General features: G+C 62.7%; 25 protein-coding genes, 1 tRNA gene and 1 riboswitch. Of the genes, 10 read left to right on the top strand and 16 right to left on the bottom strand.

The window, feature by feature from the left end; all coding sequences use genetic code 11:
- Positions 1–72: 72 nt before the first annotated feature.
- Both phoU and AC0NIL_RS30290 read left to right on the top strand, forming a co-directional pair.
- Positions 73–798 (top strand): phosphate signaling complex protein PhoU, encoded by a 726-nt coding sequence (gene phoU, locus AC0NIL_RS30295; protein WP_013533646.1) that lies wholly within the window; start codon positions 73–75, stop codon positions 796–798.
- A 90-nt stretch (positions 799–888) separates the two neighbouring features.
- Entirely contained in the window at positions 889–1,899 is a 1,011-nt protein-coding gene (locus AC0NIL_RS30290; RefSeq protein ID WP_013533645.1) for a magnesium and cobalt transport protein CorA, read from the top strand.
- Between the two features lie 106 nt (positions 1,900–2,005).
- On the opposite strand, the gene AC0NIL_RS30285 is transcribed toward AC0NIL_RS30290, so the two are convergent.
- Positions 2,006–2,524 (bottom strand): GcrA family cell cycle regulator, encoded by a 519-nt coding sequence (locus AC0NIL_RS30285; protein ID WP_013533644.1) that lies wholly within the window; start codon positions 2,522–2,524, stop codon positions 2,006–2,008.
- A 358-nt stretch (positions 2,525–2,882) separates the two neighbouring features.
- On the opposite strand from AC0NIL_RS30285, the gene AC0NIL_RS30280 reads away from it, so the two are divergent.
- The 3 genes from AC0NIL_RS30280 to AC0NIL_RS30270 all read left to right on the top strand — a co-directional run bounded on the left by AC0NIL_RS30280 (position 2,883) and on the right by AC0NIL_RS30270 (position 6,153).
- Positions 2,883–4,082, top strand: coding sequence for an acetylornithine transaminase (locus tag AC0NIL_RS30280; RefSeq protein ID WP_473573229.1), 1,200 nt, complete (start codon positions 2,883–2,885; stop codon positions 4,080–4,082).
- Positions 4,083–4,099: 17 nt separating this feature from the next.
- Positions 4,100–5,011 (top strand): ornithine carbamoyltransferase, encoded by a 912-nt coding sequence (gene argF / locus AC0NIL_RS30275; protein ID WP_013533642.1) that lies wholly within the window; start codon positions 4,100–4,102, stop codon positions 5,009–5,011.
- 110 nt (positions 5,012–5,121) lie between these two features.
- Complete coding sequence (locus AC0NIL_RS30270) at positions 5,122–6,153, top strand: Hsp33 family molecular chaperone (RefSeq protein WP_013533641.1); 1,032 nt, start codon at positions 5,122–5,124, stop codon at positions 6,151–6,153.
- Between the two features lie 47 nt (positions 6,154–6,200).
- Here AC0NIL_RS30270 and apaG read toward each other — a convergent pair whose 3' ends face one another.
- Complete coding sequence (gene apaG, locus AC0NIL_RS30265; protein ID WP_013533640.1) at positions 6,201–6,593, bottom strand: Co2+/Mg2+ efflux protein ApaG; 393 nt, start codon at positions 6,591–6,593, stop codon at positions 6,201–6,203.
- 233 nt (positions 6,594–6,826) lie between these two features.
- Between apaG and AC0NIL_RS30260 the strand changes: the two genes are divergently transcribed.
- Positions 6,827–7,978, top strand: a complete 1,152-nt coding sequence (locus AC0NIL_RS30260; RefSeq protein ID WP_473573227.1) for a ceramide glucosyltransferase — start codon at positions 6,827–6,829, stop codon at positions 7,976–7,978.
- Positions 7,979–7,985: 7 nt separating this feature from the next.
- Here AC0NIL_RS30260 and AC0NIL_RS30255 read toward each other — a convergent pair whose 3' ends face one another.
- A complete protein-coding gene (locus tag AC0NIL_RS30255; RefSeq protein WP_473573226.1) occupies positions 7,986–9,173 on the bottom strand; it encodes an O-succinylhomoserine sulfhydrylase in 1,188 nt (395 codons plus the stop codon).
- Between the two features lie 57 nt (positions 9,174–9,230).
- A riboswitch (SAM riboswitch) is annotated at positions 9,231–9,308 on the bottom strand.
- A gap of 74 nt (positions 9,309–9,382) precedes the next feature.
- On the opposite strand from AC0NIL_RS30255, the gene AC0NIL_RS30250 reads away from it, so the two are divergent.
- The gene (locus tag AC0NIL_RS30250) at positions 9,383–10,477 is read left to right on the top strand and encodes a 2'-deoxycytidine 5'-triphosphate deaminase (protein WP_013533637.1); all 1,095 of its coding nucleotides are present in this window, start codon (positions 9,383–9,385) and stop codon (positions 10,475–10,477) included.
- Positions 10,478–10,577: 100 nt separating this feature from the next.
- Positions 10,578–11,351 carry an ABC transporter substrate-binding protein gene (locus AC0NIL_RS30245; RefSeq protein WP_013533636.1) on the top strand — a complete coding sequence of 258 codons (774 nt, stop codon included), beginning with the start codon at positions 10,578–10,580 and terminating at the stop codon, positions 11,349–11,351.
- Between the two features lie 172 nt (positions 11,352–11,523).
- Here AC0NIL_RS30245 and araD1 read toward each other — a convergent pair whose 3' ends face one another.
- From araD1 to chvE, 4 genes are all read right to left on the bottom strand, one after another.
- The gene (gene araD1, locus AC0NIL_RS30240) at positions 11,524–12,516 is read right to left on the bottom strand and encodes an AraD1 family protein (protein WP_473573225.1); all 993 of its coding nucleotides are present in this window, start codon (positions 12,514–12,516) and stop codon (positions 11,524–11,526) included.
- A 305-nt stretch (positions 12,517–12,821) separates the two neighbouring features.
- Complete coding sequence (gene mmsB, locus AC0NIL_RS30235; protein WP_473573223.1) at positions 12,822–14,108, bottom strand: multiple monosaccharide ABC transporter permease; 1,287 nt, start codon at positions 14,106–14,108, stop codon at positions 12,822–12,824.
- A complete protein-coding gene (gene mmsA, locus AC0NIL_RS30230; protein WP_027161716.1) occupies positions 14,105–15,637 on the bottom strand; it encodes a multiple monosaccharide ABC transporter ATP-binding protein in 1,533 nt (510 codons plus the stop codon). The genes mmsB and mmsA overlap by 4 nt, the downstream gene beginning before the upstream one ends.
- A gap of 123 nt (positions 15,638–15,760) precedes the next feature.
- Complete coding sequence (gene chvE, locus AC0NIL_RS30225) at positions 15,761–16,831, bottom strand: multiple monosaccharide ABC transporter substrate-binding protein (protein ID WP_024503154.1); 1,071 nt, start codon at positions 16,829–16,831, stop codon at positions 15,761–15,763.
- Between the two features lie 311 nt (positions 16,832–17,142).
- Between chvE and AC0NIL_RS30220 the strand changes: the two genes are divergently transcribed.
- Positions 17,143–18,132, top strand: a complete 990-nt coding sequence (locus AC0NIL_RS30220) for a LysR family transcriptional regulator (RefSeq protein WP_473573292.1) — start codon at positions 17,143–17,145, stop codon at positions 18,130–18,132.
- A 130-nt stretch (positions 18,133–18,262) separates the two neighbouring features.
- Entirely contained in the window at positions 18,263–18,499 is a 237-nt protein-coding gene (locus AC0NIL_RS30215; protein ID WP_024503153.1) for a hypothetical protein, read from the top strand.
- Between the two features lie 2 nt (positions 18,500–18,501).
- On the opposite strand, the gene AC0NIL_RS30210 is transcribed toward AC0NIL_RS30215, so the two are convergent.
- From AC0NIL_RS30210 to AC0NIL_RS30170, 9 genes are all read right to left on the bottom strand, one after another.
- Positions 18,502–18,575: transfer RNA gene (locus AC0NIL_RS30210), tRNA-Gly, on the bottom strand.
- An 81-nt stretch (positions 18,576–18,656) separates the two neighbouring features.
- Entirely contained in the window at positions 18,657–18,911 is a 255-nt protein-coding gene (locus tag AC0NIL_RS30205) for an SGNH hydrolase domain-containing protein (protein WP_473573221.1), read from the bottom strand.
- A gap of 38 nt (positions 18,912–18,949) precedes the next feature.
- Entirely contained in the window at positions 18,950–20,533 is a 1,584-nt protein-coding gene (locus tag AC0NIL_RS30200) for an acyltransferase family protein (protein WP_473573219.1), read from the bottom strand.
- 196 nt (positions 20,534–20,729) lie between these two features.
- The gene (locus AC0NIL_RS30195; protein ID WP_064995694.1) at positions 20,730–22,211 is read right to left on the bottom strand and encodes a hypothetical protein; all 1,482 of its coding nucleotides are present in this window, start codon (positions 22,209–22,211) and stop codon (positions 20,730–20,732) included.
- A gap of 40 nt (positions 22,212–22,251) precedes the next feature.
- Positions 22,252–22,659: a GtrA family protein gene (locus AC0NIL_RS30190; protein WP_245268579.1), complete on the bottom strand. Its 408-nt coding sequence runs from the start codon at positions 22,657–22,659 to the stop codon at positions 22,252–22,254.
- A 37-nt stretch (positions 22,660–22,696) separates the two neighbouring features.
- Positions 22,697–23,398, bottom strand: coding sequence for a class I SAM-dependent methyltransferase (locus tag AC0NIL_RS30185; RefSeq protein WP_063170022.1), 702 nt, complete (start codon positions 23,396–23,398; stop codon positions 22,697–22,699).
- Positions 23,391–24,380 carry a glycosyltransferase family 2 protein gene (locus AC0NIL_RS30180; RefSeq protein WP_181172679.1) on the bottom strand — a complete coding sequence of 330 codons (990 nt, stop codon included), beginning with the start codon at positions 24,378–24,380 and terminating at the stop codon, positions 23,391–23,393. The genes AC0NIL_RS30185 and AC0NIL_RS30180 overlap by 8 nt, the downstream gene beginning before the upstream one ends.
- Before the next feature lie 80 nt (positions 24,381–24,460).
- The gene (locus AC0NIL_RS30175; protein ID WP_473573217.1) at positions 24,461–25,960 is read right to left on the bottom strand and encodes a sensor histidine kinase; all 1,500 of its coding nucleotides are present in this window, start codon (positions 25,958–25,960) and stop codon (positions 24,461–24,463) included.
- A complete protein-coding gene (locus AC0NIL_RS30170) occupies positions 25,957–26,631 on the bottom strand; it encodes a response regulator (protein WP_013533623.1) in 675 nt (224 codons plus the stop codon). Before AC0NIL_RS30170 ends, AC0NIL_RS30175 begins: the two co-directional genes overlap by 4 nt.
- Positions 26,632–26,666 lie beyond the last annotated feature (35 nt).

Raw genomic sequence — 26,666 nt, 5'->3', positions numbered from 1 at the left:
CCGGCTAGCGTATCAGCGGGGATTCGAGGAAACGACTCAAAATCAAAACACCCCGTGGGAAGGCATTTTGCCATGCAGTCCGTGCACATCGTCAGCGCTTATGACGAGGAGTTGAAATATCTGTCGAAGCGCATCGCCGCGATGGGTGGCCATGCCGAGCGCATGGTCGAACAGGCGGTCACCGCTCTCGTCAATGCCGACCCGGGCCTTGCCCAGAAGGTCATCCGCGACGATACCGTACTGGACGAGGGCCAGCGCGAAATCGACGACAAGGCGATCATCATCATTGCAAAGCGTCAGCCGATGGCGGCGGATTTGCGCGAGATCGTCGGGACCATCCGCATCTCCGCCGACCTCGAACGGGTTGGCGATCTCGCCAAGAATGTTGCCAAGCGGGTGGTCGCCGTCACCGACGGACGCCAGCCGACCAGCCTGTTCCGCGGCCTTGAGGCCCTCTCCAACCTGGCGTTGACCCAGCTCAAGGAAGTGCTCGACGTCTACGCGTCCCGTTCGGTGGAGAAAATCGGCTTCGTGCGCGATCGTGACGACCAGATCGACGCCATGTACACATCGCTGTTTCGCGAATTGCTGACCTACATGATGGAAGACCCGCGTAACATCACCCCCTGCACGCATCTGCTGTTTTGCGCCAAGAACATCGAGCGTATCGGTGATCACGCCACCAACATAGCCGAGACCATCTATTACATCGTCACCGGCGATCAGTTGCCGGCTGAGCGGCCCAAGGGCGACAAGACCGACAAAATCAGCCTTTCCGAGACGCAGCCGGTGAAGTGAACGCCGCCTCTCGAACCGTCACCCGATTTACGATAAGCTTTCCGGGCTTTGCCTCTATCCTCGTCCGTGGATTTGCTCCGGGAGGTCGTGATGGAAAATGTTCGGAACCTGACCCCGGCGCCTGCGCCGATATCCGGCATTATCGCTTGCGGCGTTTACACGGCGGGGCGCCGCATCGCCGACATTCCCATCGAGGAAGCCGGCGAATGGGCAAAAAAATCCGGTCACGTCGTCTGGATCGGCCTGTTGGAGCCCGACCGTAACCTGTTGCTGCGCGTCCAGGCGCAGTTTCACCTGCATGAGCTGGCGATCGAGGATGCCGAGCACCCGCACCAGCGGCCGAAGATCGAGCAATATGGCGACGCCTTGTTCATCGTCGCCCGCACCGCGCAGCTGATCGAGGGCCGGGTCACCTTCGGCGAGACCCATTTGTTCGTCGGCTCAGGCTACATAGTCAGCGTCAGGCACGGTCCCTCGACGTCCTATGCCGCCGTTCGTCAGCACTGGGAAAGCTGCCCGCACTCGCTGGCCAAGGGCGAGGATTTCGTCCTCTATGCCATCCTCGATTTCATCGTCGACAATTACATGCCGGTGCTCGAGCAGATCGAGGACGAGGTCGAGGCGATCGAGGACAAGGTTCTGCTGAAGCCGATGACCGCTCCCGACATAGAGCGGCTCTATATGCTGCGCCGCGATCTCCTGCGCCTGCGCAATGCCGCGCTTCCGCTGGTCGAAGTCTGCCGAAGGCTGACCAGCGCCGAGCTGCCGCAGATCCACACCGCCATGCATCCGCTGTTCCGCGACGTCACCGATCACATCCGCACCGTTCAGGAGAAGATCGACAGCCTGCGCGAGGTGCTGGCATTTGCTTTCGAGGCGAGCTTGCTGGTCGGCCAGAGTCAGGAAACGGCCAACACCAAGAAGCTCGCCTCCTGGGCCGCAATCCTGGCGGTGCCGACGGCGCTCGCCGGCATTTACGGCATGAACTTCAGCGACATGCCGGAACTGAAGATGGAATACGGCTACCCGGTGGTACTGGCCACGATCGCGCTGATCTGCGCGTTTCTGTATTGGCGGTTCAGGAAGAATGGCTGGTTGTGAAGTAGGGCAGTAGGGCAGTAGGGCAGTAGGGCAGTAGGGTGGCATTTCGTGAGCGCGACTTTCCGCGCACATACTGCCCTACTGCCTTACTCCCCTATTCCCTTATCTACCTGCTCCGCCGCCGCTCCGATGCCGGCTGGAATGCCACGCGGGCGTGGTACTTGCAGTAGGGACCGGTTTCGGCGGCATCGTTGCCGCAGAAATGGAAGTCCTCTGAAAGCGGATCGCCGTTCGGCCATTTGCAGGTCCGCTCGGTCAGCTCGACCAGCTGCAGATGCCGCGAGATCGGCAGCACGACATTTTCGACCGGGCGGATGTAATGGCGTGCCACGGGTTCGGCGTCGAACTGCGTCTGCAAAGCAGTGGCGCCGACCGATGTCGTGACATGGCGTGCCGTGGTTGCGGCGCGTGATACCGATTTCTGGACGGTCGATCCTTGCGCTGCCTTCTTCTGGCGTGCCGGCGTGGCGGTCGAGCGACCGCGGCCCGACAGTTTCAGCCGATGCACCTTCCCGATGACCGCATTGCGGCTGACCCCTCCAAGCTGCGCAGCAATCTGGCTTGCGCTCAGACCCTCCGACCACAGTTTTCTCAAGAGTTCTACCCGCTCGTCAGTCCAGTTCATGAGACCGCGCTCCTCTAAGCGTGCGGCAATCGGAATCCTTCTCCCGACCCGGCAACATTTGCCAGGGCAGACACCACATATATCTGGTGATTAGGTCCGCCGCACGAAATCTAGTTATTTCTCGACTACAACTACTCTATGCGCTGACTCGGTGACAAGAGTCCCAAGTGCAACACGAATCGGTTTTTTCGGTTTTCCCCAACTTGCCCGGTCGCTTATGAGCCGGCGTCCCGTCGGGGGGCTTGCCGCGCGCCACTACGCGACGTTTTCGTTGACTTCATGGCCGAAAAACAGGATAAGCCGCACAGGCCGCCGCTTTGGCGGCTTTTTTGATTTTCCGGTACCGGAGACGCATATAATGAGCGGTTCGGCGCTTTACGAGACCTTTGCTCGCGCACCCCTGGCCTTCGACCACGGGGAAGGCACATGGCTGATTACCGACAAGGGCGAGCGATATCTCGATTTCGCCGGCGGCATCGCCGTCAATTCGCTGGGCCACAGCCATCCGCACCTGGTCGCCGCACTCACCGAGCAGGCAGCCAGGCTGTGGCATGTCTCCAACCTCTACGAGATCCCCGGGCAGAGCCGGCTTGGCGAACGGCTGGCCGACGCCACCTTCGCCGACAAGGTGTTCTTCACCAATTCCGGCGCCGAGGCGCTGGAATGCGCGATCAAGACGGCGCGGCGCTACCATTTCGTCAAAGGCCATCCCGAGCGCTTCCGCATCATCACCTTCGAAGGCGCCTTCCATGGCCGCACGCTGGCGACCATCGCGGCTGGCGGCCAGTACAAGTATCTCGAGGGCTTCGGCCCCAAGGTCGAAGGTTTCGACCAGGTTGGCTTCGACGACATTGACGCCGCCGAAAAGGCGATCACGCCGGAGACGGCCGCGATCCTGATCGAGCCGGTGCAGGGCGAGGGCGGTATCCGCCCGGTGCCGACGCAGTCGCTGAAGCGGCTCAGGCAATTGTGCGAGCAGCACGGCCTGCTGTTGATCTACGACGAGGTCCAGTGCGGCATCGGCCGCACCGGCAAGCTGTTCGCACATGAATGGTCGGGTGTAACGCCCGACATCATGGCGATTGCCAAGGGTATCGGCGGCGGCTTCCCGATGGGCGCCTGCCTTGCCACGGATGAAGCGGCGGTCGGCATGACCGCCGGCGTGCATGGCACCACGTTCGGCGGCAACCCGCTTGCCATGGCGGTCGGCAACGCCGTGCTCGATGTCGTGCTGGAAGACGGCTTCCTCGAAGATGTCCAGCGCAAGGCGCTGCTGATGAAGCAGGGTCTGGCGTCGGTCGCCGACGAGTTTCCCGAAATCATCGAGGACATCAGGGGTGCCGGGCTGATGCTCGGCCTCAAATGCGCCATGCCCAACACCAAGGTGAACATGGCCTTGCGCGACCAGCACCTGTTGACGGTTCCGGCCGGCGACAACGTCATTCGCCTGTTGCCGCCGCTCACCGTCACCGACGCCGAGATCCATGACGCGCTCAACCGCATCCGCGCCGGCGCCAAGGGCCTGGCGGAGGCGATCGCTTCCGCCGCGGCGAAGTAATCCCGGAATCATTGCTGATGTCAGTTCGCCATTTCACCGATCTTTCCACCGTTTCCGAAGGCGACCTGCGCTTGATGCTGGACGACGCGGTGGTGCGAAAGGCGCGGCTCAAGGCCGGCGAGCGCACCAAACCGCTCGAAGGCAAGGTGCTGGCGATGATCTTCGACAAGCCGTCGACGCGCACGCGCGTCTCCTTCGACGTCGGCATGCGGCAGCTCGGCGGCGAGACCATCATGCTGACCGGCACCGAGATGCAGCTCGGCCGTTCCGAGACCATCGCCGACACCGCCAAGGTGCTGTCGCGCTATGTCGATGCGATCATGATCCGCACCACCTCGCATGAGCGGCTGCTGGAATTGACCGAGAACGCCACCGTGCCGGTGATCAACGGACTGACCGACGATACCCATCCCTGCCAGCTGATGGCCGATATCATGACCTTCGAGGAACATCGCGGTCCGGTAGCCGGCAAGACCATCGCCTGGACCGGCGACGGCAACAATGTGCTGCATTCCCTGCTCGAGGCCTCGGCCCGGTTCCGCTTCAACCTCAACGTCGCCGTTCCCGAAGGCAGCGAGCCGGCGCAGAAGCATATCGACTGGTCGCAGGCGCATGGCGGCAAGCTGCACTTCACCCGCTCGCCCGAGGAAGCCGTCGACCAGGCCGACTGCATCGTCACCGATTGCTGGGTGTCGATGGGCCAGGAGCATCGCGCCCGCGGCCACAATGTGTTCTCGCCCTACCAGGTCAATGCCAAGCTGATGGCGAGAGCCAAGCCGGACGCGCTGTTCATGCACTGCCTGCCGGCGCATCGCGGCGAGGAAGTGACAGACGAGGTTATCGACGGACCGCATTCGGTGGTCTTCGACGAAGCCGAGAACCGGCTCCATGCCCAGAAGGCCGTGCTTGCCTGGTGTCTAGGCGCTTGAAGTGTCTGGGCGCTTGATCCCTGGGAGCTTGATCTGCGGGCGTGTGATGCCTATTTGCGCCGCATCACGCAAATCAAGCGCGTTTCGACGCATGCGCCCCGGAGGGCGGCATGGCCGCGCCCTGGAGCTTTGTCATGTTGGAAACCTATCAAGTGACTGAACATCACCCCAAACTCGGCGAATTCGGCTATGCCGGCGACGATCACGTCGTGCCGTTCGAGGTCGGCCCTCTCGACGTGCGCGGCCGCACGGTCCAACTCGGGCCGATGCTGGACGCCATCCTCAGCCGCCACGATTATCCCGAGCCGGTCGCCCGCCTGCTGGCGGAGGCCTGTGTGCTGACCGTGCTGCTCGGCACTTCGCTGAAGTTCGAGGGCAAGTTCATCCTGCAGACCCGCACCGACGGACCCGTCGACATGCTGGTTGCGGATTTTTCCACGCCCTCGGCGCTGCGCGCCTATGCGCGTTTCGATGCCGACCGGCTGGAAGCGCTGGTCGCGGCGGGCGAAACCTCCCAGCAGACGCTGCTCGGCAGTGGCGTGCTGGCGCTGACCATCGACCAGGGCGCACATACGCAGCGCTATCAGGGTATCGTCCAGCTCGATGGCGAGACCCTGGAAGACGCGGCACGCACCTATTTCCGTCAGTCGGAGCAGATCCCGACGGATATCAGGCTGTCGGTGGCCAAGCTTTTGACGCCCGGTCCCGGCGGCGCCCGCGAGCAATGGCGCGCCGGCGGTATCCTGGCGCAGTTCCTGCCGCAGTCGCCCGAGCGCATGCGCGTCCCGGACCTGCCGGGCGGCGATGGCGATCCGCGTGAGGAGATCCACGATCCGGTCGACAATTCCTGGCAGGAGTTGCTGGCGCTGCTCGGCACCATCGAGCCGACCGAACTGATCGACCCGACGATCGGCGCCGAGCGGCTGCTCTACAGGCTGTTCCACGAGCATGGCGTGCGCGTCTTCGGCGGCGTTCCGGTCGCCGACCAGTGCTCGTGCTCCAGGGACAAGATCCGCGGCATCCTCGAGGGTTTTTCCGCCCAGGAGATCAAGGACAGCACCGAAGACGGCGGCATCCACGTCGCCTGCGAATTCTGTTCGAAGCAATATGATTTCGACCCGGCGGAATTCGCGGCCCAGTAGAGTAGAAACCACGCCTCACCGGTCCCTCCGCGGCCGGTGAGGCGAAATCAATTCACCGTCCGCCGCGTCCCCGGCAAGTCCAGCGAAAACGCCGGAATGGCGATGTCGAACGTCTCGCCCCGCTTGTTGCGCATCGTGTAATGCCCGACCATGATGCCGGACGGTGTCGAGAGCGGGCAACCGGACGTGTACTGGTAACTGTCGCCGGGATTGAGTTCGGGCTGGTCGCCGACCACGCCGGGGCCGCGCACTTCCTCGACCCGGCCGGTGCCGTCGGTGATGTGCCAATAGCGCGACAGAAGCTGCACGAAATCGTCCGACTGATTGTCGATCGTTATCTGATAGCCCCAGACATAGCGGTTCTCAGAGGGATCCGAACGGTCCTCCAGATAGAACGGCCTGACCTGCACTTCGATGTTGCGCGTGACGGCGCTATACATAAGCGGCTCCAAAAAACGGTTCCAGCGGAACTTTCGGCGCTCCGTGCGGTTAGGTCAACCGATCGAAGCCTCCTCTGGCCGACCTCGCGGGCAGGTGCCGACAAAGAATGTCATTTAAGTGACATATGACAATGATGGTGTGCGCGGACTGGTGACGCGCGACTCGGGCGCTCTGCTGAACTGTTGAAACCGGCCATCTTGCGGACCGGTTTTCCTGGAGTGACCGGATCTCGATGCAACTCACTCTCATAGCCGCCACGCTTTCAACCGTCCTCATCCTCTCGAATCTCGCCAGCATCGTGCTCGCCGCGTCGCGTCTGAGACGGCGTCGCACCATTGCGCCGCCGGCCGGCAAGCCGCGGCCGGTGTCGATCGTCGTGCCGTCGCGCGGCGTCGAGCCGTTCACGCAGGAGACGCTGGAGCGCGCCTTCTCGCTCGACTGGCCGCGCTATGAGCTGATTTTCTGCGTCGCCCATGCCGACGATCCGGTGGTCAAATTGATAAACAGGACGATCGTCCGGTTTCCGAAAGTGCCGGCCCGGCTGCTTGTCGGCGACGACCGCATCAGCGCCAATCCGAAACTCAACAATTGCGTCAAGGGCTGGGAAGCGGCGCGGCACGACTGGGTCGTCCTGGCCGATTCCAACGTGCTGATGCCGAGGGACTACATCCAGCACCTGATGGCTGCCTGGCGGCCCGGCACCGGCCTTGTCTGCTCGACGCCGATCGGTTCGCGGCCGGCCGGCTTCTGGGCCGAGGTCGAATGCGCTTTCCTCAACACGCTGCAGGCGCGCTGGCAATATGCCGGCGAGGCGCTCGGCCTCGGCTTTGCCCAGGGCAAGAGCATGCTCTGGAACAAGCCGATGCTCGATGCCAATGGCGGCATCCGCGCGCTGGCCGCCGAGATCGCCGAGGATGCCGCTGCGACCAAGCTGGTGAACAGTCTCGGCCTGCGCGTCAATCTCGTCGCCGCCCCCTTCGAGCAGCCGCTTGGCCGGCGCTCCTTTGACGAGATCTGGTCGCGTCAGGCCCGTTGGGCGCGCCTGCGCCGCGTCACTTTCCCGCTGTTCTTCGCACCCGAAATCCTGACCGGCGCCGTGGTGCCGCTGGTGCTTGCGCTGATTGCAGCGGCAAGCGCCGGCTTCAGCCTCTGGGCAATCGCCCTTGCCGTGCTGGCGGCCTTCTATCTTCCGGAGTGCGCCCTGGCCTGGTCCAAGGGCTGGTACCTGTCGCCACGCATGGTCGCCGCGATCATGGCGCGCGACCTGATCCTGCCGGCGATGTGGGGGCGCGGCTGGCTCGGCGGCGCCGTCGACTGGCGCGGCAATGCGATGACCATCGGCACCAAGACGGCCGAGCTGGAAGAGACGCCGTCCGGCGCCTGAAGGCCTCCTACCTGGCCTTCAGCGCCTGCGCGATGTCCTCGAGCAGATCGTCGGTATCCTCCAGGCCAACCGACAGCCTGAGCGTGCCCGGCCCGATGCCGAGCTCGGCGCGCGCCTCGTCGCTGAGATTTTTGTGCGTCGTAGTCGCCGGGTGGGTGATCAGGCTCTTGGCGTCACCGAGATTGTTGGAGATCAGGACGATGTCGAGCGCGTTCTGCAAGGCGAAGGCCGCCTGCTTGCCGCCCTTGACGTCCAGGCAGATCAGCGTCGAGCCGCCCGACATCTGCTTCTTGACGATGTCGGCCTGCGGATGGTCGGCGCGGCCGGGATAGATGACGCGCGCGATTTCCGGCCGTTCGGCCAGAAAATCGGCGATCCGGCCGGCACTTTCCGTCTGCTGGCGTACGCGCAGCGGCAGCGTTTCCAGGCCCTTCAGCAGCGTCCAGGCGTTGAAAGGCGAAAGGCTTGGGCCGGTATGGCGGAAATAGTCGTGCAGGCTCTCGTCGATCCACTTCTTGTCCGACAGGATGACGCCGCCGAGGCAGCGCCCCTGGCCGTCTATGTGCTTGGTCGCCGAATAGACGACGATATGGGCGCCGAGCTGCAAGGGCTTCTGCTGCAGGGGCGTGGCGAAGACATTGTCGACGATCAGCCTGGCGCCGATCGAATTGGCAAGCGAAGCGACAGCGGCGATATCGACCACTTCCAGCGTCGGATTGGTCGGGCTTTCCAGGAAGAACAGCTTGGTGTTCGGCTTGACCGCCTTTTCCCAGTTGGCGATGTCGGTGCCGTCGACCAGCGTCGCCTCGATGCCGTATCTCGGCGCCAGCGTCTCGACCACCCAGCGGCAGGAGCCGAACAGCGCACGCGCCGCCACGATATGGTCGCCGGCCTTGGCGCTGCACAGAAGGGCGGCCGTCACCGCGGCCATGCCCGACGCGGTGGCGCGCGCGTCTTCCGCACCTTCCAGCGCGCACATGCGCTTCTCGAACATGTCGACGGTCGGATTGGCGTAGCGCGAATAGATGAAACCCGGCTCTTCGCCCTTGAAACGGGCTTCGGCGGCTTGCGCCGTTTCGTAGACATAGCCTTGGGTGAGATAGATCGCTTCTGACGTTTCGCCGAAACCGGAACGCAGCGTTCCGCTGTGCACGAGTGCCGTCTGAGGCTTCCAGTTGCGCTTCTTGGTGCTCATCGCTTTTCTTCCAGACACAAAAAAACCGGCCGCGAAAGTCGCAACCGGTCCATACGGCCTTGCGGCCCGACGGTCCTTTAGCGACTTGTTTAACGTGGCTGCAAGCCGACCGGCCAAATCACCACGGGATAACGACCCTTTAGACCCGCACCGCGCTTGCGTCAATTGCCGGCTTCATTAAGAGGTTTGTACCAAGCAGGAGTGGAGCCTTGCGGCAGACAGGCATTCTTCCCGACCAGGACATATCGGCGCTGTTCCAGTCCGGCGCGCTGAAGTCGGCGCGTGCGCTCGACACCGACCAGATCCAGCCGGCCAGCCTCGATCTCAGGCTCGGCGACAAGGCCTGGCGGGTGCGCGCCTCCTTCCTGCCCGGCCCCAATCACAAGGTCTCGGAAAAGCTCGACCGGCTGCAACTGCACGAGATCAATCTGGCCGAGGGCGCGGTGCTGGAGACCGGCTGCGTCTACATCGTGCCCCTGCTTGAAAGCCTGGCGCTGCCGGCGGACATTTCAGCCTCGGCCAATCCGAAGAGTTCGACCGGGCGGCTCGACATCTTCACCCGCGTCATGACCGATCGCGGCCACGAGTTCGACAAGATCGCCGCCGGCTATCATGGCCCGCTCTTTCTGGAAGTCAGCCCGCGCACCTTCCCGATCGTCGTCCGCACCGGGTCGCGCCTGTCGCAGATCCGTTTCCGCACCGGCAATGCGCTGCTCTCCGAAGCCGAGTTGCACGACCTGCATCGCACGCAGATGCTGGTCGCCACCGAGCCGCCGAACATTTCCGGCGGCGGCATCGCGCTGTCGATCGACCTCAACGGCGATCAAAGCGGCTTGGTCGGCTATCGCGGCAAGCATCACACCGGCCTCGTCGATGTCGACAAGCGCGCGGCCCAGGAAGTCGTCGACTTCTGGGAACCGATCCACAAGAGCGGCGCCGGCGAACTGGTGCTCGACCCCGATGAATTCTACATCCTCGTCAGCCAGGAGGCGGTGCATGTGCCGCCGCTCTACGCCGCCGAGATGACGCCCTTCGATCCGCTGGTCGGCGAATTCCGCGTCCATTATGCCGGCTTCTTCGATCCGGGCTTCGGCCATTCCGCATCCGGCGGCACCGGCAGCCGGGCGGTGCTGGAAGTGCGCAGCCATGAAGTGCCGTTCATCCTCGACCACGGCCAGATCGTCGGCCGGCTGGTCTACGAGCATATGCTGAAGCGGCCGCAGGCGCTCTACGGCACCGATCTCGGCTCCAACTACCAGGCGCAGGGCCTAAAGCTGTCCAAGCATTTCCGCGCCGCGCGCTGACCCTCATTGCCCCAAGGCAAAATACTTGCCTGTGCCGGCTCGCCATGCTTGGCTGCCTTGCCGCCCGTCAAGCTGGCGGCGTTCAAGGGGAACCAAGAAAATGCGATTTTCGAAATGGGTCATATCGGCGACGGGCGCTGCCATGCTGGCAACACTGGCCGGCTCTCTGTCGGTGCAGGCGGCGGAGAAAATCAAGATCGGCACCGAGGGCGCCTATCCGCCGTTCAACACCATTACCGCCGACGGCAAGGTCGAAGGCTTCGACATCGACATCGCCAATGCGCTGTGCGCGCAGATGAAGGTCGAATGCGAGATCGTTACCCAGGACTGGGACGGCATCATTCCCGCTTTGCAGGCCAAGAAATTCGACGCCATCATCGCCTCGATGAGCATCACCGAGGAGCGCAAGAAGCAGGTCGCCTTCACCAACAAATATTATACGACACCGCTGGCTCTGGTGGCGCCGAAGGACACCGATCTCACCTCGACCGAACCGGCGGCCCTTGCCGGCAAGACGGTCGGTGCCCAGGCTTCGACCACGCAAGCCGACTATGCCCAGAATGAATATGGCAAGGCGGGCGCGGAGGCCAAACTCTATCCCACCCAGGAAGAGGCGATCACCGACCTGACCAACGGTCGTCTTGACGCCGTGATCTCGGACAAGTTCGTGCTGATGGACTGGCTGAAGAAGGCAAGCGACGGCTGCTGCAAGCTGGTCGGCGACGTCAAGGGTACCGAGACCCAGGCCGGCATCGCCGTGCGCCTGGACGACACGGCCCTGCGCGACAAGCTCAACGCGGCCATCGACGCGATCGTTGCCGACGGCACCTACAAGAAGATCCAGGCCAAGTATTTCGACTTCGATATTTATTGAGGCAGAGGCGCCTTTTTCCTTCTCCCCTTGTGGGAGAAGGTGTCGCCGGAGGCGACGGATGAGGGGTGTTCCAGGGAACGCCAACGTTTCACTCCGCTGGAACACCCCTCATCCGTCTCGGCGCTAACGCGCCGATCCACCTCCCACTTGGGGAGAAGGAAAAGGCGCGCTCTCAAAGCGCCTTCACAGCCACCTTCACCGGCTGCTCGATCTCGAGCGGGTTGCGCAGCGGCAGGCCGAAATCCCCGGCCTCGATCTCGAAGACATCGCCGGCCTCGGTCGTGATGCCGTCGGCGAAGGACAGCGTCGCCGTGCCGAACATGTGCACATGCACGTCACCCGGCTGGCGAAAAGCCGCGTATTTGAAATGATGATGTTCGAGATTGGCGATGGTGTGCGACATGTTCGCTTCGCCGGACAGGAACGGCTTTTCCCACAGCACCTCGCTGTCGCGCACGATGCGCGAGGTGCCGCGGATGTCGGACGGCAGGTCGCCGATCAGGATCTCCGGCCCGAACGAGGCGTTGCGCAGCTTGGAATGCGCGAGGAACAGATAGTTCACGCGCTCGGTGACGTGGTCGGAAAACTCGTTCGACAGCGTGAAGCCGACGCGGAATGGTGCGCCGTCATCGCCGATGACATAGATGCCGGCGACTTCGGGCTCTTCGCCGGCGTCCTTGGCAAAGGCCGGTGACAGGAGTGCGGCGCCTGGCGCCACCGCCATCGTGCCGTTGCCTTTGTAGAACCATTCCGGCTGCACGCCGATCTGGCCTTTCGCCGGCTTGCCGCCCTCCAGCCCCATGCGGAACATCTTCATGGAATCGGTGAGCTGCTCCTCGCCGTCGGCGCTCAGTTTCTTGTGCATGGAATCGCGCGTCGCGGCGGAGCCGAGATGCGTCAGTCCGGTGCCGGTCAGGTGCAGATGCGCCGGATCGGGGTGATTGATCGGCGACAGCAGCCGCCCCTTCTTGTAAGCGGCCTCGAGATCGACCGTCTCGCCAAGCCCCTTGCGTTCGATCAGCGCGACGAGGCCGACGCCGGTGCGGGCGGCCTCCATCGCCAGCGAATAGACGCTGCGGGCGCCATTGATGATCCGGGTCTTGCTGCCATTGCGGGCGACGACGCGGATGGTCTCGGCGTCGTCAAGGATCTGGGAGATCAGCATGATGAATCCTCTCTCATTTGCCTTGGCAGGGCTGCCAAAACGGCAAACCTTGCTCAGCGCGGCCGGGACCTCGTCCATGCCACGGTTTAAATTCTCAGTTCGGATTGCGCTCGCGGGCCTGGTCCCTCAGGGACTTCTGTTACCGGCGGGTTGCCGGCAGCGTCGCGATCGTATGCCTCCTGCTTTCCTCGACCAGAGCAGTTCACCGTTTCACGGAAACGGCGAACCGCTCTAACTCATTGTCTTGGCGCAATTCCGGGCGGAAAACCGTTTCACACTTTTCCTGGAATTGCTCTTAAGTCCGTTCAAGCCTTGTTCTTGTTGTAGACGTCGAAGATCACGGCGCCGAGCAGCACCAGGCCTTTGACCACCTGCTGCCAGTCGACATTGACGCCCATGATCGACATGCCGTTGTTCATCACGCCCATGATGAAGCCGCCGACCACCGCGCCGATGACCTGACCGACGCCGCCCATCGCCGAGGCGCCGCCGATGAAGACGGCGGCGATGACGTCGAGCTCGCTGCCGAGGCCCGCGGCCGGCACCGCCTGTCCCAGTCGCGCCGCGATGATCAGGCCGCCGAGCGCCGACAGCACGCCCATATTGATGAACACCATCAGCGTCAGCCGCTCGGTGTTGATGCCTGACAGCTGCGCGGCCTTGGCATTGCCGCCCATGGCGTAGATACGGCGGCCGATGGTCATGCGCTTGGTGACGAAGACGAACAGCGAGATCAGCACGCCCATGACGAGCAGCACGACCGGCAGGCCTCTGTAGCTGGCGAACTCATAGACCAGGAACAGCGCCAGGGCGCTGGCGACCAGCGTCTTGACGACGAACAGGGCAAAGGGCTCGGCCTCATAGCCATGGCGTTCGCGCTTGCGACGCGTCCTCACCCCGAAATAGGCATAGGCCAGCACGGCGATCAGGCCGAGCACGACTGTCGTCATGTGCAGGGTCACGCCGCTGCCCAGGATGGTCTTGCCGGCCGCGTTCACCACCGGCGGGACGAGCGTCAGCGGGCCGATCACATCAGGGATGAAGCCGGAGCTGAGCATTTTGAAGTCGTCCGGAAGCGGGCCGACCGAAGAGCCGCCGCCGAGCAGCGCCTGGCAGATGCCGCGGAAGATCAGCATGCCAGCCAGCGTCACAATGAAGCTCGGTATCCGGTGATAGGCGATCCAATAGCCTTGCGCGGCGCCGATCAAGCCACCCGCAACCAGGCAGACGATCGAAACCACCAGCGGATTGCTGAGCGGTCCCAGCTGCCAGATGACCATCATGTTTGCCGCCAGCGCGCCGATGAAGCCGGCGACCGACCCGACGCTGAGGTCGATATAGCCCGATACGATCACCAGCAGCATGCCCAGCGCCATCACGATAATGAAGGAGTTCTGCTGCACCAGATTGCTGAGGTTGACCGGTTTGAACAGCGTTCCCGACGTGGTGAACTGGAAGAACAGCATGATGACGATCAGCGCGATAATCAGACCGTATTCGCGCAGGTTCGTCGCCAGCGCCGAGACGGCGATGCGCGGGCGCTGTTCCTCGGCGACATTGCCGTGCGGGGCGGGGGCGGTTTCGGTGCTCATGCTGCTTTTCCTTCTCCCCGGACGATGGCGCGCATTATTTTTTCCTGGCTTGCTTCCGCCGCCGGCATTTCGCCCACCATGCGCCCTTCGTTCATGACGTAGATGCGGTCGGTAATGCCGAGCAATTCCGGCATTTCCGACGAGATGACCACGATCGCCTTACCCTCCGAGGCAAGGCGCGCGATGATCGTGTAGATTTCATACTTGGCGCCGACATCGATGCCGCGTGTCGGCTCGTCCAGGATCAGCACGTCAGGGTCGGCAAACAGCCATTTCGACAGCACCACCTTCTGCTGGTTGCCGCCGGAAAGATTGCCGGTCATCTGATAGACGCTGGACGCACGGATATTGGTCTTCTTGCGATAGTCGTTGGCGACGGCGAGCTCGCGCATGTCGTCGATCACGCTGTGGCGGGCCACGCCGCCGAGATTGGCCAGCGTGATGTTGTGCTTGATATGGTCGATGAGGTTGAGCCCGTAGGTCTTGCGATCCTCGGTGACGTAGGCGATGCCGTGTTGGACCGCCTTGCTTACCGAGGACACATCGATCGGCTTGCCCTTGAGCAGCACCTCGCCTGTGATGCGGCGGCCGTAGGAGCGGCCGAACAGGCTCATGGCGAATTCGGTGCGCCCGGCGCCCATCAGCCCGGCAATGCCGACCACCTCGCCCTTGCGCACATTGATGTCGATGCCCTTGATCACCTGCCGCTCGGCATGGAGCGGGTGATAGACCGACCAGTTCTTCACCTCGAACACGATCTCGCCGATCTTGGGCTCACGCGGCGGATAGCGGTCGTCGAGCGAACGGCCGACCATCGAGGTGATGATGCGGTCTTCCGAGATATCTTTCTTGGCCAGCGTCTCGATGGTGCGTCCGTCACGGATGACGGTGACCTTGTCGGCGACCCGGTTGATCTCGTTGAGCTTGTGCGAGATCAGGATCGAGGTCATGCCTTGCCGCTTGAATTCGAGCAGCAGGTCGAGCAGCGCCTGGCTGTCCTTCTCGCTGAGCGACGCTGTCGGCTCATCGAGGATCAAAAGCTTGACGTCCTTGCTCAGCGCCTTGGCGATTTCGACCAATTGCTGCTTGCCGACGCCGATATTGGTGATCAGTGTCTTGGGGTCCTCCTTGAGGCCCACCTTCTTCAACAGGGCGGCGGTGCGCGCCTCGTTGGCATCCCAGTCGATGACGCCGAATTTCGCGTGCTCGTTGCCGAGGAAGATGTTTTCGGCGATCGACAGCATCGGCACCAGCGCTAGCTCCTGGTGGATGATGACGATACCCTTGTGTTCGCTGTCCTGGATGCCCTTGAACTGGCATTCCTGGCCTTGGAAGATGATCTGGCCGTCATAGGTGCCGGAGGGATAGACGCCCGACAGCACCTTCATCAGCGTCGACTTGCCGGCGCCGTTTTCGCCGACCACGGCGTGGATCTCGCCTTCCTCGACGCTGAGGTTGACGTTCGACAGCGCCTTCACGCCGGGAAACGTCTTGGTGATGTCGCGCATCTCCAAAATCGTCGGGGCCATGGGGACTACCGCTCCTTGAGAGCTCGGCAAACATTGCCGGCGAGGTCGGTGACAATACCGGGCTCGCTGGTGAACGAAAAGGGGCCCTGCGTTGCGCAGGACCCCCTGACTTTGTAACCGGGATTACTTCAGTTCGTCGGCCTTGATGTAGCCGGAGTCGACGACCAGCGCCTGGTAGTTCGACTTGTCGACTTCATGCGGCGTCAACAGGATCGAGGGAACGACCTTGACGTCGTTGTTGTAGGTCTTTTCATCGAGGCCGTCCGGCTTGCCGCCCGAGAGCACCTTGTCGACGAGCTGGACGGTGGCCTTGGCCAGTTCGCGGGTGTCCTTGAACACGGTCGAGTACTGCTCGCCCGAGATGATCAGCTTGACCGAAGCGGTCTCGGCGTCCTGACCGGTCACGATTGGCCAAGGCTGAGCTTCGGTGCCGTAGCCGACGGCGCGCAGCGAGGCGGTGATGCCGCGCGACAGGCCGTCATAGGGCGACAGAACGCCATCGACGCGGCTGCCGTCCGAATAGTTGGCCGACAGCAGATTGTCCATGCGCGCCTGGGCGGTGGCGGCGAGCCAACGCAGCGTGCCGACCTTGTCCATGCCGGTCTGGCCGGACTTGATCTTGATCGAGCCGTCGTCGATCAGCGGCTGCAGGACGGAGATGGCGCCATTGTAGAAGAAGAAGGCGTTGTTGTCGTCGGGCGAGCCGCCGAACAGTTCGACGTTCCACGGCTTGGTGTTCGGGAAGCGTTCCTTGAGGCCCTTGACCAGCGAATTCGCCTGGATCACGCCGACGCCGAAATTGTCGAAGGTGGTGTAGTAGTCGACATTGGCGGTCTTCTTGATCAGGCGGTCATAGGCGACGACGACGACGCCCGCGTCAGCGGCCTTCTGCAGAGCATCCGACAGGGTGGTGCCGTCGATCGAAGCGATGATCAGCGCCTTCGGGCCTTTGGTGATTTCGTTTTCCAGCTGGCTGAGCTGGTTGGGGATGTCGTCCTGCGCGTATTGCAGGTCGACGGTGTAGCCGAGAGCCTCGAGCTGGGACTTGACGGCATCGCCGTCATTGATCCAGCGCTGCGAGGTCTTGGTCGGCATCAGCACGCCGACGAGACCCTTGTCGGCTGCGTGCGCCGAGTAGGTCATGGCAGCGATGCCAAGGGCCGCGACGGCGGCCAGTGTCTTGATGATTTTCACTTTAACTCTCCCTGTTTGATGGACGCGGCACCCCGGGGGTCGCGGGCCGCGCAATCGTGCAGAAGCGCCAAGGCACCGCTGCCGTCATATCGATCTCCGGTATCCTCCCATGGCCCCGAGACGCTGATTCAATCGATACGATTTTTCTCGTCGGCGACCGTCACGTCTTGGAACGCGCGGAGGGTGTGGGTCTTTGCCATAACTGTCAAATGCGATCTTTGATGGTTGCTATATCATCGTTGGTATAGGTATTGCGACGTGACGGGTTGACCCCGATGTCGGTCGTACACAAGCAGAAGGCAGGGAAATCGATGGCGCGGCCAGGAAATCCGACAACAGCTTCAAATGGTTACAGAGAAGCACCGGGCGATGGCGAAACCCTGCTGCGCAGCGGTCTCAGTCTGCGTCATATGCGCATGATCGTCGCGCTCGACGACCATGGCCGGGTCAGCGCGGCAGCCCAGGTTCTGAACATTTCGCAGCCGGCGGCCTCGCGCATGATCGCGGAGATGGAGGCGGTGCTGGAGGTCAAGCTGTGCGAGAGGCTGCCGCGCGGCATCACCTTGACGCCATACGGCAAGGCTTTGGCCAGGCGGGCGCGCTCGATCCTGCTGGAGATGCGCGAGGTCGACCGCGAGATTTCCGAGCTCAAGGCGGGCAAGGGTGGTTCGGTTTTCCTGGGTGCCGTGACCGCGCCGGCAATCGAGCTGGCGGTGCCGGCAATTCGTGAAATCCGCCGCATCTATCCGCGCATCGAGATCACCATGCAGGTCGAGACCTCCAATGTGCTGGCACGCGAGCTGATCGCCACGCGCCATGACTTCATCATCGCGCGCATCCCCGACGACCTTAATCCGCGGCTGTTCGAGTCGCGCGTCATCGGCGTCGAGAAGGCCTGCCTGATCGTGCGCCGTGGCCACCCGCTCACCAGGGGCAGCGTGGTGCGGCTGGAAGACACCGCCGCCTATGACTGGGTCTTCCAGTCTGGCGGCTCGCCCTTGCGCCAGGCGATGGAGAGCAACTTCCTCAACCGCAACATCGCTTTGCCGGACCGTATCCTGAACACCAGTTCGCTGCTCCTGACCCTGGTCATGGTCGCGCAATCCGATGCCATCGCACCGGTCTCTGTCCAGGTGGCGAAATTCATCCAGAACCCTGACGGGCTGGCCGGCGCCATCGACGTCGTCCAGACCGAATTCGACATCGAGGTCAGGCCCTACAGCCTGATCACGGTGAGGAATCGCGCGCTGTCGCCGGCCGCCAAGATGCTGCACGACTTCATTCTGAGGGAAGTGGGATGATGGCTGGATCAGGTAAGCTTCTCCGGCGAAAGCGCCGCCAGGCCGAGGCCAGCGAAAGCGAACTGGGAACATTATTTCCCGCCGATGCGTTCATGATCTTGCAAGGGACGATTTCTTCTGGAGGCTGAACATGCGCAGCTTCGAAATCATCGACCTGCTTTGCGTGATCGAGGCCTGCAAGCACGATCGATCGGTCGGCAATTTCGTGTCCATGGCTGAAGGCGTGGAAGAATTGCGGGTGTTGACCGGCGATTTCGTTTCATCGGATGACGCGGCGGCAAACGCCCTCGCAACGGTGGCGCTGGCGAGAGGCTGCTCGGTTGTGTTCGACGAACAGGCAGGCGCTGAAATGGTTCTGACGCCTTAGGCTGGAGCGGGTAGCGGGAATCGAACCCGCGCGTTCAGCTTGGGAAGCTGACAAGCTACCATTACATCATACCCGCGTGCGCCCTCGTTAGCATGAGGGTTGGCCTTCGGGCAATCGCAAAGCGGTCCGTTTCGGCACGACGCCGTCGTGCTGCGGATCACGGCGCGCCTGCGGCCGTGAATTGCCGGTTTGCCTTCGCGGCCTTGTCGCTGGTGGCGAAACTTGGCCAGTATTTCGAGATGGCCAGCGTCGCGCCGGCGGAAGAGAAGTGGCCATAGTCGAAGTAGAGAAATTCATTGGTCTTGGCGTCGGCGTATGAACAACCGGCCGAGTCGCACAGATACGTCAGCGGATCTATGAAATCGGCCCCTTTGGTGAACGGCAGAACCCGTGCGTTGATGCCCGGATCCATAGCCATAGGCCAGGATGTGGTTCCGGCATGCTCCCGCTTCACGGAGACTGGCCGACGGTATAGACCTTGACCCCCATCTCGCGAAGCCGGTCGATCGTCTTCTGCAGGCCGTCGAAGCCCCTGGCCTGGTAGTCGGTCCATCGGCCGCTCAGGATCACCGCCTGGATGTTTGCGTCGCGAATGATCGACAAGGCCCGTTCGTTGAAGCGGGTGCAGGCGGGCCGAGCATAGGAAAAATAGGTCAGGTCGGGCGGACAGCCGGCATAGGTGTATTGGATGACATTGGCCTGGATTTTCTGGGCGTTGGGCTCAAGTCCCGATACATAATGGGCAGCGAAAGAATCGCCCCACAGCAGCACATCGGTGGCAAAGCCCGTTGTACGGGTGCAGTCGGCGAGATTCCAGTCTTCGATGCGGGTCCCGTTTTCGTTGAAGCAGATGCCGTTGCGCCAGTCGCCGACCCGGATATGTTCGGTCGAGAAGTCCGGGAACCGTTGCGGGAAACCGTTGCCCAGTGCACCGGCCAAACCACCGGCGCACAGCAGCGCGATGGCCGTCGCCGAAAAAGCGAAGATAGGCAGCGGTGCGGTATAGGCTCGTTTCTGGCGGAAGGGCTGCTCGACATATTTCCAGGAGAATGCCGCCAAGGCGAAACTGGCCACCGTCATCGCGACAATCGTTGGCACACCGACGGTCTTCAGCGAGAGATAATGGACGAACGAGTTGATCGGCCAGTGGACGAGGTAAAGCGAATAGGAAATGAGGCCGACCCAGACCAGCGGCGCCAACCGAAGCACGCGAGTGGCGACAGGTGCCGGCCTGTCGGCGTTATCCTGGCCAGCATAGATCAGCAGTGCTGTTCCGATGCAGGGGAATAGGGCATTGTAGCCGGGAAACGGATCGCTGTCCGAAATCATCACAAAGCCAAACGCAATCAGGGCAAAGCCGGCGAGGCCGATCAGTTCCACCGCCAGCCGACCGGCTGGGACCGGAGGCTTCCGCAACATCAGCATGGCGCCCAGCGCCAGCTCCCATATGCGCGTCGGCAAGAGATAGAAGCCTGCCGTCGGTGCCAGCGAGGTTGCTATGACTGCCAGGGCAAAGCTGCCGACGGCCATCGGCAGAAGTACCGTCAGCCAGCGCTTCGAGACGTATCGGTGGATCAGATAAAGCAGGATCGGCGCGAAGATATAATACTGCTCTTCCACCGAAAGCGACCATGTGTGCAGGAGCGGCCGCAGTTCTGCGTCGATGGAGAAATAGTTCATCGTTCTCCAGAAATAGATATTCGACCAGAAGGTCGCGGCGGCGATCACGCTAAGGCTGAATTCGTGGAGATCCGAAGGCAGAAGGATGAACCAGGCGGCAATGCTCGCGAGCAGGATGACGAAGGTCAGCGCCGGCAGGATGCGCCGGGCGCGGCGCCAGTAGAAGCGGCCGATCGAGAACTGGCCCCGCTCAAGATCATCGAGCAGGCTGCCGCTGATCAGATAGCCCGATATGACGAAGAAGATGTCGACACCGGTGAAGCCGCCAGGAATGGCGGACACGCCGAAATGGAAGAGCACGACGGGCAGCACCGCAACGGCCCGCAGGCCGTCGATGTCGCGCCGGTAGTTCATCCGGCCGGCTCGCGCGCGACCACCATGATCCGTGCGGCCGCACCCGACACGCTCATGCGGCGATGCCTTCGGTCGTGCTGAAAATCCCGGCTCGTCGGTCTCACAGGCTTACCCTCAGGCAGCAATTTTGCTGCGCTGCAACATGGGTGTCAAGGCATATATTGGCTGTCGCGAAATCCGCCAGGAACGCACAGGATCAGGCGCTGGGCAGATAGATTACCGCGTAATCGTCCGAGTAGGCCCGTTTCCAGCCCAACTGGTCGAAGAAGGGAATCCGGCTGTCGTCGGCCGACAGCAGCGCCCAATCTATTGCGTATTTCTTCAGGCGGGCTTCGAGGAGCGGCTTGCCGTCTCCGCGTCCGGTGTCGTTGTCGCTCTTTGTGAAGCCGCCCAGGAACAGCTGGTCCGTCCGTCCGTCGATATAGGTCTTGAACCCATGGAAAATCAGCGTGCCGCCGAAATTGTAGGAATTCAACACATTGCCGGACAGATGATGGCTTTGCGCGAAGGCCAGCGCCCCGCTGGCCGATGTCTTCGGGCTCGGCGCGACCTGATAGGCGCTGCCGAGCACGGCGACCCCGCCGATCAGCAGAACGGCTGCCGTGCCGCAGATGGCGTAGAACCGCCTGGCGAAGAATCTCTCCAGCCCGTCGCGCTTTTCGGCCAGCCATGCGGTGGCTGAAAGCGAGGGATATTGCTGTGCGACCTCGGCCGCCATCACCAGCGGAATCAGCAGGAAGAACAGATACATGAAGCGCACATGGGCGAGATAGACATGCAAGGTGAAGACGACGAACAACGCCTTGGCCCAGCCAATTCGCAACCGGGACACCAGAAGCCCGAAAAGTCCGAGCAGCATCGCCGCTTCCTGGACAGGACTGTCCGGCTGACTGAACGGTTTCCATTCCATGATCAGCGACACCGCCTCATTGCCGTAGGCCACGGCGAGCGTCGCGAGGATGGCCTGGACGCCGTAGGGGTGGATCAGGCTTACCAGCGGGCAAAGCAGGCCGAACGCGATCCACTTCGCCAGCAGGGACGGTTTCGACAGGCCCGTGCGCGCCAGCAGATCGAGACCGGCGAAAGCCGCGATGACGAAGCTCAAGGTGAAGGTGGCGTGCAGGTTCGCCCATAATACGACCAGCACAAGCAGCCACCAGGGCGGCGCCCGTTCTTCCCTTGCCGCACCGAAGAGGACCGCTGTCCAGATGACGATGATCGGGAAGGTGAAGACATGCGGACGCGCCGTGAAGATCGGGTTGATCAGGAACACCGCCGCGAACGCCAGTGTAATCGCCAGGATCGGTTTCAGCCATGCGCTGAGAAACCACCCCATCAGGAAAACCGTCAGGGAGATCGAGGCGATGATCGCGGTGACGACCCCGTTCCAGCCGCCCGCCCGGTAGGCAAGAGCCAGCAGGACCTGCCCCAGCCATTCCTTGGCAATCCAGGGCTGGCCTGCAAACGTGTAGGAATAGGGATCGACGGCCGGAAATGTCCGGTTAGTCAGGAAATCCAGACCGACCTTCACTTGCCACCAGCTGTCGGGATCCTGCAGGGTGGCGCCTGCCTGGGCACCCAACGCACCCGCCATCGCCAAGGCCGCGAGCAGGCAGAAGATCAGCCTGCTCCGCTCGTTGTATGTCGCGGCCGCCGCACTGGCCTGAGCGTCGTTCATGCTGCGCCGCCTCTAATCGGTTCCGGTGACAGTTGGGTGTTCAAGGTGTTGGATTGGCGGGCTGCCGCCGAGGCTTGTCGGCCACCCGAACTGTGCGGTCGGTGCTGTCGTCCCCACGCCCCACAAACACGAAGCGAGCCGAGCCAAGATAGAAAACAACCGAATAGACGCAGATTCCCGCGAGGTGGACCAGCGGGTTTTCGACGATGCCTGCTGAACGGGCGGCGATTACGACGGCCAGATTGATGCTGTAGGCGACCAGAAAGACACCCCCATAGCGCAGCGCGGTCCCGGGCTTGAAGCCATCGGCTCTGCTGAAGGTCCATTGGCGGTTGAGGAAGAAGCCGAGGACAAGGCCGGCGGCATAGCCCGTGGCGTTGGCAAGGATGTCGCCCAGACCCAGCGCAAGCCCGGCCAGAATGACCGCGTATCCCAGCGCCGTGTTCAACAGACCGACGGCGCCAAATCGCAGCATCCTCGGGAAGTCAAACGGCAGGCTTGACCACATGCGCAAAATATTGGGCTCCGACAGGTACCTTGGTGAGGAAGCGCTCGAACGGCCTCAGTCTCGCAAGCATCCGAGGAAAGAAAATCCGGTAGACGATCCTCGTATTGGCAAGGCCCGCCTCGGCCATGCGCCCGCGCATCTCGCGCGAATTTATCAAAACCGCGTTTTCGTCGAAGGCACAGTTCCTCACCGCGTGCGTGGTCAGCGGGTTCCAAGGATTGTGTTCGAAGACGAAGAAGCTGCCGCCATAGGCCAGCACCCTGCCGATCTCGGCGAACAGTCCGATCTGCAGGTTCTCGGGGATATGGTGGAAGACGCAGGCCGCGAAGGCCAGGTCGAAGCTGCCGTCGGCAAAGGGAATTGTCTTGCCGTCGAAATGCGTGAAGGCGGCCTGGCCGGGAAAGCGCTTGCTGGCGATGTCGAGCGATTCCCGCGAAGGATCGAGCAAGGTGATCTCCGCGTCGGGAAACGCGTTGCGCATATGGCCGAGCGAATTGCCGACGCCGGCGCCGAAATCCAGTATTCGTCGCGGTTTGACACCGGCCCGCCGCAGCGTCGCGGCGACGTCGTCGATCTTGTACCTGGCGAAGAAATCCGGGTTTTCGCCGCTCAGCCTTATGCTTGCGGCATGCTGCTCCTGATATTCCCGCGCAAACTGGTCGAATTCCGCCTCAAGCACGTGCGGCCCTCTTTGCCATCTCCTGCAGGCGATGGACCGGCAATTCGCCGTCCTCCACCGCCTGGCTGCGCGAAACGATCTCGTTGACGAAGTAGAGCGGCCGCCGCTTTGTCTCCATGTACATGCGCCCGAGATACTCGCCGAAGATTCCAAGCACCATAAGCTGGACGCTGCCGAGGATCAGCACGATCGCGGCGAGGCTGGTCCAGCCGGGCAACACGTTTCCGACCGACCATTCGAGCAGCGTGTAGCCGAGCACGACCAGCCCCAGAAGCCCGAACATCATTCCGAGCAGCGAGGCGAACCGCAAGGGCACGATGGAGAAGCTGGTCATGGCGTCGACCGCCAGAAGAAGCATTTTCTTCAGCGGATAGTGGGTGGTGCCGGCAAAGCGGCGGTGCCGCTCATAGGGGAAAGCCACCTGTCTCAGCCCGATCCAGCTCACCATGCCGCGAATGAACCTGTAACGTTCTGGCATCGCGTTCAGATGGTCGAGCGCGCGCCGGTTCATCAGTCGGAAATCACCGGTATTCGGGGCTATGTCGACGTCGACCATCCGGCGCAGCAAGCGATAGAACATGGATGCGGAGGCGAGCTTGAACCAGCTTTCGCCATCGCGCGTCAGCCTCTGGCCGTAGACCACATCGAAGCCTTCGTTCATCTTCGTCATCATCGCGCCGAGCAGTTCAGGCGGATCCTGCAGGTCGGCATCGAGAATGAGAATGCGCTGGCCGCGACAGAATTCGAGCCCGGCGCTCAACGCGATCTGGTGGCCGTAATTGCGGGCAAGGTCGATGGCGACGATATGGTCGTCCTTTTCAGCCAGCTGCAGAATGGCCTCGCGCGTACCGTCGGTCGCGCCATCGACGACAAGGACGATCTCGTAGGAAGGGCCTTGCCCAAGGCATGCGGCCGTTACCCGCCGATGCAGTTCGGCCACGCCATCCAGCTCATTGTAGCATGGGATGACCACCGACAGCATGACGCCGCGTCGCGCGGTGTTTCTCTCCGTCTCCACCAAAGCCTTGCTCCCGCTATCCGATTGGGAATAGCGGCAATTGGTTAGAAAACAGATAAGCCAGCGGGATCGGCCGCAACCGTGGGCCGGCCATCATTTCTGCCGCACGCGGCCACCGCCCGAACCGGCAACTCCATGCGGATGCGGGCGCCTTGCCAGGAGCCGGCCAATATCCGGATGGAGCCATCGTGCAGCAGTGCGATCTGCCGGGCAAGGTTCAATCCCAGGCCCGCGCCGCGCGATTGCGGCCGCAGTCGGTAGAAGGGCTCGAAAACGTTCTCGTGCTCATCGGCTGGAATGCCTGGGCCTTCGTCACGGATTTCGACGCCGCCGTTTTCATCGATCGCTATGGTGATCGTGCCGGAACCGCCGCCATGATCGATGGCATTGCGCACGAGATTTGCCAGCGCCCGCTCGATCTGCAGCACGTTGATCTCGACATGGACCTTGTTGGCTGGCGGCTCGAAGGCAAGATCGTAGCCTGCTTCGATGGCGAGCGGGGCGAAGTCGGCGGCGACCCGGCTGACAAGATCGCAGAGGTCTATGATCTGGCGCTGGTCCGCCGGGCGGTCGAGCAGCTGGTGGTCGAGCAGCTGTTGCGCAAGATGCGACAGGCGCTCGATGTCATGCAGCAGGCGCGCGCTTTGCGGTTCCTGCTTCAGCAATTCGGCGCGCGTGCGCAGGATGGCGATCGGCGTGCGCAGTTCGTGCGCGGCGTCGGTGAGGAAGCGGTTGTGCCGGTCATAGCCCTGGGCGAGGCGGGCCAGCGTCTGGTTGAAGGCATGCACCAGCGGCGCGATCTCCTGCGGCACATTCTTGACCGGCAGCTGCATCGCACGGGTGCCGATGTCGATGCGCGCGGCCTGCTGGACGGTGTCGACGAGGCCGGCAAACGACCGGCGCACGACGGCTGGCGTCGTCACCAGGGTCGTGGCTCCCATGACGAGGACGATCGGCAGCAGCAGGATGACGATGATGGCCGCGAGAGTGGGAAGCGCCTTCTCCCAGTTCCTGCTGCCGTCCGGGTTCTTGGCGACGTCGATGGTGGCCGAAATGGTGACTTCGAGGCCGTCGGTCTCTTCCCGCGACGATCGCGTCGCGGCAATGATCTGAACCGTGCCAGCCTTGGTCGAAACCCTTTCGAGATAGGCCTCCGGCCTCAAATCATCTTCGGAAAAACCGACGGTGGCGTGATCGACCTGGCCCAGCAGATCGCCAAAATTCCTGGTGTAGACGTCAGGTACGCTGCCGAAGCGGATGCTCTGGCCGTTGTTGTCGCGGATGATGTACCAGACATTGGGGAACCCCTTACGAAACGAACGCAATCCATCGGTCTCATGGACGATCAATTTGCCGTTGCCGTCACGATCGACGGCATCCTTGAGGGTGGCGACGGCAGCCTCGTTGTCGACAAGAAGCCGTGGATCGGCGATCCACAGCGCGGCCGCGCACAGCACGATGAAGACAAGAAGCGTCGCCGCCTGCAACAGGATCATCCGGCGCACCAGCACCCATTGCAGCGATCGCGTGCGCGGCTTCTTCACGAGGCGGCCCGCAAGAGATAACCGAGGTTGCGGATCGCCCTGATCTCGATGCCGGCAGCGACGTCGTCGAGCTTGCGACGCAGCCGCGAAATGTGCGCATCCAATGCGTTGGAGCCGATCTCGTCGTCGAGAGCATAGACGGCTTCTTCCAGCGCCCCGCGCATGATCGTCCGCCCCGGCCTGCGGATGAGCGTTTCGAGCACCAGCCGCTCGCGCCGCGGCAGTTCCAGCGCCTGATCCTCGACAAGCGCCTCGCGATGGCGGAAGTCATAGGTGAGGCGGCCGACCATCACCTGATTGGCACGCGTGGTGAACGAACGCCGGTGCAAGGCATTGAGCCTGGCGACCAGTTCCACCGTGGCGAACGGCTTGACCATGTAGTCGTCGGCGCCGGCGTCGAGCCCCGCCACGCGATCGTCGAGCCCGCTGAGCGCCGTCAACGCGATCACCGGCACGTCCAGATGCAAGGCCCGCAGGCGCGGGATCAGGCTGAGGCCATCGCCATCCGGCAGCCGGCGGTCCAGCACCACCGCGTCATGGTGGCCGAGCCGCGCCACGGCTTCGGCATCCGCCAGTGTCGCGGCATGGTCGACGATGATGTCCTGGCGCTCGAGCGCGGTCTTCAGCACCGAGGCCATTTCCGGCTCGTCCTCGATCAGCAGGATGCGCATGCGCACTCTCCGTCACAGGCAGCCGGCACGCTGTG

The organism is Mesorhizobium sp. WSM1343 (assembly GCF_055901535.1).
This window is presented reverse-complemented; position numbering and strand designations above follow the sequence as displayed.

Coding starts and splice junctions, on each gene's coding strand:
- phoU (WP_013533646.1), top strand. CDS start 73: ATGCAGTCCGTGCACATCGTCAGCGCTTATGACGAGGAGTTGAAATAT.
- AC0NIL_RS30290 (WP_013533645.1), top strand. CDS start 889: ATGGAAAATGTTCGGAACCTGACCCCGGCGCCTGCGCCGATATCCGGC.
- AC0NIL_RS30285 (WP_013533644.1), bottom strand. CDS start 2,524: ATGAACTGGACTGACGAGCGGGTAGAACTCTTGAGAAAACTGTGGTCG.
- AC0NIL_RS30280 (WP_473573229.1), top strand. CDS start 2,883: ATGAGCGGTTCGGCGCTTTACGAGACCTTTGCTCGCGCACCCCTGGCC.
- argF (WP_013533642.1), top strand. CDS start 4,100: ATGTCAGTTCGCCATTTCACCGATCTTTCCACCGTTTCCGAAGGCGAC.
- AC0NIL_RS30270 (WP_013533641.1), top strand. CDS start 5,122: ATGGCCGCGCCCTGGAGCTTTGTCATGTTGGAAACCTATCAAGTGACT.
- apaG (WP_013533640.1), bottom strand. CDS start 6,593: ATGTATAGCGCCGTCACGCGCAACATCGAAGTGCAGGTCAGGCCGTTC.
- AC0NIL_RS30260 (WP_473573227.1), top strand. CDS start 6,827: ATGCAACTCACTCTCATAGCCGCCACGCTTTCAACCGTCCTCATCCTC.
- AC0NIL_RS30255 (WP_473573226.1), bottom strand. CDS start 9,173: ATGAGCACCAAGAAGCGCAACTGGAAGCCTCAGACGGCACTCGTGCAC.
- AC0NIL_RS30245 (WP_013533636.1), top strand. CDS start 10,578: ATGCGATTTTCGAAATGGGTCATATCGGCGACGGGCGCTGCCATGCTG.
- araD1 (WP_473573225.1), bottom strand. CDS start 12,516: ATGCTGATCTCCCAGATCCTTGACGACGCCGAGACCATCCGCGTCGTC.
- mmsB (WP_473573223.1), bottom strand. CDS start 14,108: ATGAGCACCGAAACCGCCCCCGCCCCGCACGGCAATGTCGCCGAGGAA.
- mmsA (WP_027161716.1), bottom strand. CDS start 15,637: ATGGCCCCGACGATTTTGGAGATGCGCGACATCACCAAGACGTTTCCC.
- AC0NIL_RS30220 (WP_473573292.1), top strand. CDS start 17,143: ATGGCGCGGCCAGGAAATCCGACAACAGCTTCAAATGGTTACAGAGAA.
- AC0NIL_RS30215 (WP_024503153.1), top strand. CDS start 18,263: ATGCGCAGCTTCGAAATCATCGACCTGCTTTGCGTGATCGAGGCCTGC.
- AC0NIL_RS30205 (WP_473573221.1), bottom strand. CDS start 18,911: ATGGATCCGGGCATCAACGCACGGGTTCTGCCGTTCACCAAAGGGGCC.
- AC0NIL_RS30200 (WP_473573219.1), bottom strand. CDS start 20,533: ATGAACTACCGGCGCGACATCGACGGCCTGCGGGCCGTTGCGGTGCTG.
- AC0NIL_RS30195 (WP_064995694.1), bottom strand. CDS start 22,211: ATGAACGACGCTCAGGCCAGTGCGGCGGCCGCGACATACAACGAGCGG.
- AC0NIL_RS30180 (WP_181172679.1), bottom strand. CDS start 24,380: ATGCTGTCGGTGGTCATCCCATGCTACAATGAGCTGGATGGCGTGGCC.
- AC0NIL_RS30170 (WP_013533623.1), bottom strand. CDS start 26,631: ATGCGCATCCTGCTGATCGAGGACGAGCCGGAAATGGCCTCGGTGCTG.